A 5635-nucleotide genomic window follows, 5' to 3' on the forward strand; every position below is an offset into this window, starting at 1 on the left:
GGCGTACGGTCATCCGCCGTCTCAGACGGTCGCCAGCAGTTCGCCGTCGATGACCGTCACCGCCGTGCCGGTCAGCAGGGTCCGGTCGCCGCGCAGGGCCGTGCGGACCAGGCCCGACCGCGCGGACGCCTGAAGCCCGGTCAGCTCGTCCCGGCCCAGCCGGGCCGACCAGAACGGGGCGAGCGCGGTGTGCGCGCTCCCCGTCACCGGGTCCTCGTCGAGACCGACACTCGGGAAGAAGCCGCGGGAGACGAAGTCGTACTCCGCGCCGGGATCGGCCGCCGCCGTCACCACGACACCGCGCCGGGCATGGGCGAGCAGGCCCCGGAAGTCCGGGGTCAGCCCCCGTACGGTCGTCTCGTCGGCCAGTTCGAGCAGCAGATCGCCCAGCGGGCCGGTGCCATGGGCCGAGAGCACGGGAGCGCCGAGCGCCCCGGCGACCCCCTCGGGTACCGGGGCCGGGCTGAGCGGCGCGGTCGGGAAGTCCAGGGTGAGGGTGCCGTCCTCGTGGGCCGTGGTGGTGAGCGTGCCGCAGCGCGCGGTGAAGCGGACCGTTCCGCTGGCGGTTCCGGTCGTGTGCAGCACATGGGCGGTGGCGAGCGTGGCGTGCCCGCACATATCGACCTCGGTCACGGGGGTGAACCAGCGCAGCGCCCAGTCGGCCCCGCCCCCGGCGGGCAGCGGGTGGGCGAAGGCGGTCTCGGAGAGGTTCACCTCGGCGGCGACGTGCTGGAGCCAGTCGTCCGAGGGGAAGTGGGGCGTGTCGAGGAGGAGGACCCCGGCGGGGTTGCCGGTGAAGGGGGCCGCGGCGAAGGCGTCGACGATTCGGATGCGCATGGAGTGACGGTAGGGCCGTGGGTACGGGCCTGGCCAAGGCCAATCGCTCCTTCCTGGCCTGGCCTGGCCTGGTCCGGCCTGGTCCGGGCGGGGCGCGGCCCAGACCCGCGCCGACCCCGTCACCCGGGGCGTGGAGCGGATCGGTCACGGGAGCCGGGGGCGTCTCCGCCGTGCCGGTTGGCCTCAGCGGGGGGTCGTCGGGCGCCGGTGTCGCCACGGCCTCGTGGTCATCGGGGCCAGAGACACTGCGACTGCGGGTCGTAGCAGGTGAGACCCATCGACGACGCCACCCCCGCCACGTAGACGGACGCCTCCTCCACCATGCTCCAGCGCATCGGGAAGTAGATCAGGGGACCGCTCGCCTCGGAGATCAGCGGACCGGACGACCAGGGTGATATGTCGTCCTCGTCCTCGGTGAGATCGGGCCAGCGCTCCAGGAGCGCGGCGACAAAGGCCGTGATCCGCTCGGTCGGGGCCACGCCGGGCCCGTCCGAGTCCATGTACGTGTCATACAGCTCGGCGAAGCGCCGGCCCGCGGCGGCGTCATCCGCGGGCCGCTCGCCTTCCCAGACAGCAAGGTCGTAACTCATGGGAGAAGCCTGTCACCCGGCACTGACAGCGACGCTGAGGACGGACCGCGACCCCGGCGCGCCCCTGTCCCGTGTTCCGGTGCGACGCCGTGCTCGGGGCGTGGAAGACCTCACCCCCGTAGAGCTGCCGGGCCGTCGCGTGGCCGCCCGCTCCGTACGCCCGGGAACGAGTGCGCTCAAGGCCGCCGGCCGGTACCGCTCACAGCGGGCGGACGGAACCGGGACACGTGCGCGGCCCTCAGTCGATACAGAACTCGTTGCCCTCGATGTCCAGCATCGGTATGCACGCGTCCACGCCGTCGTACAGCGTTCGCACGTGTACCGCGCCCAGCGGGACCAGCCGCGCGCGTTCGGCCTCCAGCGCGGCGAGGCGCTCCTCGCCCACGAGCCCGGTGCCGACCCGCACATCGAGATGCACCCGGTTCTTGGCGGCCTTCCCCTCGGGAACGCGCTGGAAGTACAGCCGTGGGCCCACACCTGAGGGATCGACGCAGGCGAACCAGGCGTCCCGTCGCTCGGGTGGCTGCGCGTCCGTGTAGTCGTCCCAGGTGGCGAAGCCGTCCGGCGGCGGCGGGACGACGTACCCCAGTACCTCGCACCAGAAGCGAGCGAGGCGCTCGGGTTCCGCGCAGTCGAAGGTCACCTGGAACTTCTTGATCAACGTCATCGGCCCATCGTATGAGCGTGTACCGCGCGACGGGTTCCCGGGATGCCGGATGCGGTCTCGCGTGACAAGGGTGGCGCCCATGGCCCGAGCATCCGCGACGAGGAGCGCGTCGAGCCGGATCACCTGGGGCGGGGGCGACCCGTAGGGGACGGGGGCAGGTGACCTGTGCCAGTGATCGCTGATCGATTGCCACTGAAGGCTGCTACCCCTTCGTCGCCCGCCTCGCCCGCGCCAACTGCCTTCCGCCCGCCTACCTGCGGCGCTTCCTCGCAGGACCGCCCAGATGTCAGGGCCGTCCAACGTGGGCACGGATTGCCGCCGTCACCCGCACGTTCGGCGTCATGCCCGTTTACTGCTCGACTCGATGCCGCGTCCCCCAGAAGCATCCAGTCATGGAACCCTGCCGAATCTGCCGGCAGCCGATGATGATCCAGTTCGGTCAACGTCACCGGCTCTGTTCCTCTGCCTGCCGCAGAGCGGCCTACATCGAACGTCGTTCCCGCGAAGAGGACGCGGCTGACCGGTAGCCATTCCGCGATCGCGCCGCTTGCGAAGGCCCCGTGCCGCCGACCCCTCACATCGCCAAGCGCACCTGCTCGGAGACATGCGAACTGCAGGTCTCCCGCTGGGACCTGCTGATCGAGAGGGACGGGCTTCCCCTGCCTTCGAGGACATGCGTGTTCTGCGGCATCCCGATAGAAGCGAAGTCGCCCGCCGATCCCCCTCGCCGTTGGTGCAGCCGCCGTTGCCGCACATGGTCGTCTGGGGGTGCTGACCCATCCATCTTCTTCGGGCCGGTGTCCTGCGGCCGGTGCCAGAAACCCATTGACCGCCGCAAGGACGGCTGGACTCGGCGATGGTGCTCGCGTAAGTGCTATCGGTTGTCCCGTGGCTGGCCTGAGCAGCCGCGACGAAGTCAGGCCGTGCTTTGAACGTGGCTAGATGTACTGACCGGGCACGTTGATTGAGAACAGGGGACCTGATCGGCAATCACGATGCGGGGGTTGAGTGACTGTCAGCCAGGTCCCTGGCGAGCTGACTGATGCGTGCGCGGGCCGTCTCAGGGGCGAGCACCTCGATGTGGTCGCCGAACTGAAGAAGCTGACGCACCGACTCGATGTCGGGGTAGCGCACGACGACGACGCACGAGCCTTTTTCCGCGTCGGAGACATGGTGGATGCGGGTGCCGAGGATGCGTCGCGCCAGGTCGAGACCCTTTTCCGGCAGGCGGATGGTCACCCTCACGCGATCTTGCTCCTCAGTGCGTTTCTTCAACACGGCCCATCTGGTGCGGAGGGTTTCGCCTGGTTGGAGCACGGCTGGTGCGTCTAGCTGTTCGAAGGCCGACAGTCGTTCCAGAGCGAGCAGTCGGCTGTCGCCCTGGTCATCGGCGACGAGATACCAGCGACCTGATTTGGCCACGATCCCGTACGGGTCGACCACCCGTGTCGAGGCCTGGCTCTCGGCGCTGCGCCGGTACAGGATTCGAAGGCGTCGCCGGTGTCGCAGGGTCGAGGCCAGATCCGATACTTCGACCGCTGCCTCGGGGGCAGCGAACCACGCGGTGCTGTCGACAAGCACAAGGTCAGCCAGCCGCAGCGGGCTCGGCGACTCAGGTGCTGCAGCCTGGCGGGCGGCGATCTTGCGCTCGGCCGACTCCCACACCGCAGTTAGGCCCATTCGCTCACGTAGTGCGCTGTCCAAGCCGGCCACGGACAGGGCCTCCAGTTCTGGTGGTTCCAGATGGGATGCGCTGAGCCGTGCACTGGAGAGCAGGACGATCCCGCCGTTCCGCCCACGTTCGGCATAGACGGGCACGCCCGCTGTCGATAGCGCCTCGACGTCCCGCAGCACAGTCCGCCGGGACACCTCAAGACGCGCGGCGAGCTCCGTAGTAGTGAGCCGCTGACGGGTCTGCAGGAGCAGCAGGAGATGCAGGAGTCTTGAAGCCTTCATGCTTGCCCATGTTCTCAGAAAAGGTGACAGGTTCCGTCGCGATTGGGTGATCCATTGGGTGCTGGACCGAGAAATCAACGAGCTGAGGAGCACTCCATGCCCGCACCGAACCTGTTCCTGATCGGCGTCCGCGACGCCGAGGCCGCCACCGCCTTCTACAGCGACCTGTTCGAGATCGAACCGACCTTCACCAGTCCCCACTACGTAGCCTTCGAAGCTGCCCCCGGTGTCCTGTTCGCACTGTGGACGGGCTACAGCGAGCACGCGGTCCCGAGCCTCCCTCGTACGGCAGAGATCGGACTCATGGTGCCGGGGCCATCGCAGGTGATTGACGAGATCTTCACGAGGTGGGCCTCGAAGGGGGTCCACGTTGTGCAGGAGCCGCATGATGCTGTCTTCGGCCGCACGTTCGTGATTACGGACCCTGACGGCAACCTCATCCGAGTCTCCCCGGTCGACTGACCTGCACTATCCCTCCCCGCATATCTCCAAGCTGAAGGGCCGGCCACACACCATGGCCGGCCTTTCAGCCTGTCTGGGAGCTCAGAAATATCGCATTCGAACGCGGCCCTCACCCCGCGCCGCCGGCTGAAAGTCGCTCGACTCGTCGCTGACGACGGCTGGCCAATCAGCGAAGTCGCCGCCACGCTCGCCGACAGGCAGCCTCCAGGTGATCGGCTTCTAGAGAACGACCTGGCAGGCGATCGATCACGGTCCCAGACCGTCGGCACCGAGGCGATCAACCTTCACCGATACAGGTCAAACACGCAATGGTCAGCCTGAGCTGACACAAACAGCCGTGCAGTCGCTCTGAGCTGACACAAACACGCTTTGATCAACTCTCCCTGGCAACCGATCAACGATCGCTGTCACAGGTCGCGCGTCGGGCGAGGGTGGGCATGGTGTTCTGATGCATTCCGATATATCGTTGAGGTATCGCGACGGATCGATGATGAAAGGAAGCTCAACGATGCGTACACAGGGACATGAGCACGAGCACGGTCACTGCGGGCCCGGACATCAGGCGCGCCGTGCCTTCGGGGCGTTCGGGCCGCCGTTCGGGGGGCCCTTCGGGGGTGGGCCGCCCAGGGGGCGCGGTGGAGGCCGGGGGCGGGCCAGGCGCGGTGATGTGCGGGCCTCGATCCTGGCGCTGCTCACGGATCGCCCGATGCACGGGTACGAGATGATCCAGGAGATCGGCGAGCGCAGCGGCGGGGCGTGGAAGCCCAGCCCCGGATCGGTCTACCCCACGCTCCAGCTGCTGGAGGACGAGGGGCTGATCACCAGCGCGAGCGAGGGCGGCAAGAAGCTGTTCACCCTCACCGACGCGGGCCGCGCCGAGGCCGAGGCCGGGCCGGACGCGCCGTGGGAGGAGGCCGGTCGCGGCGTCGACTGGGAGAGCGTCAACGAGATCCGCCAGGCGGGATGGGGGCTGATGGAGGCCTTCGGGCAGGTCTGGAAGGCCGGCAGTCCCGAGCAGCGGGGCAAGGCGGTCGAGGTCATCAACGAGGCCCGGAAGAAGCTCTATCTGATCCTCGCCGACGAGGACTGACCCCGCGGGGGTGGGTGGGGCCCGCGCTCGCGC

6 protein-coding genes are annotated in these 5635 nt (G+C 68.5%); 2 read left to right on the top strand and 4 right to left on the bottom strand.

The window, feature by feature from the left end; translation table 11 throughout:
- Positions 1 to 21: 21 nt before the first annotated feature.
- The 4 genes from ACFVIM_RS32110 to ACFVIM_RS32125 form a co-directional block, all read right to left on the bottom strand.
- On the bottom strand, positions 22 to 837 hold the full coding sequence (locus ACFVIM_RS32110; RefSeq protein WP_384308977.1) for a PhzF family phenazine biosynthesis protein: 816 nt from the start codon (positions 835 to 837) through the stop codon (positions 22 to 24).
- Between the two features lie 227 nt (positions 838 to 1064).
- Positions 1065 to 1427, bottom strand: coding sequence for a hypothetical protein (locus tag ACFVIM_RS32115; protein ID WP_384308980.1), 363 nt, complete (start codon positions 1425 to 1427; stop codon positions 1065 to 1067).
- Between the two features lie 238 nt (positions 1428 to 1665).
- A complete protein-coding gene (locus ACFVIM_RS32120) occupies positions 1666 to 2094 on the bottom strand; it encodes a VOC family protein (RefSeq protein ID WP_384308983.1) in 429 nt (142 codons plus the stop codon).
- Between the two features lie 990 nt (positions 2095 to 3084).
- Positions 3085 to 4050: a helix-turn-helix transcriptional regulator gene (locus ACFVIM_RS32125; RefSeq protein WP_384308985.1), complete on the bottom strand. Its 966-nt coding sequence runs from the start codon at positions 4048 to 4050 to the stop codon at positions 3085 to 3087.
- 96 nt (positions 4051 to 4146) lie between these two features.
- Here ACFVIM_RS32125 and ACFVIM_RS32130 point away from each other — a divergent pair, with 96 nt between their 5' ends.
- Both ACFVIM_RS32130 and ACFVIM_RS32135 read left to right on the top strand, forming a co-directional pair.
- Positions 4147 to 4512 (top strand): VOC family protein, encoded by a 366-nt coding sequence (locus tag ACFVIM_RS32130; protein WP_384308988.1) that lies wholly within the window; start codon positions 4147 to 4149, stop codon positions 4510 to 4512.
- A 508-nt stretch (positions 4513 to 5020) separates the two neighbouring features.
- The gene (locus ACFVIM_RS32135) at positions 5021 to 5602 is read left to right on the top strand and encodes a PadR family transcriptional regulator (RefSeq protein ID WP_384308991.1); all 582 of its coding nucleotides are present in this window, start codon (positions 5021 to 5023) and stop codon (positions 5600 to 5602) included.
- Positions 5603 to 5635: the final 33 nt, after the last annotated feature.

The organism is Streptomyces sp. NPDC057638 (assembly GCF_042800315.1).
Taxonomy (GTDB): Bacteria; Actinomycetota; Actinomycetes; order Streptomycetales; family Streptomycetaceae; genus Streptomyces.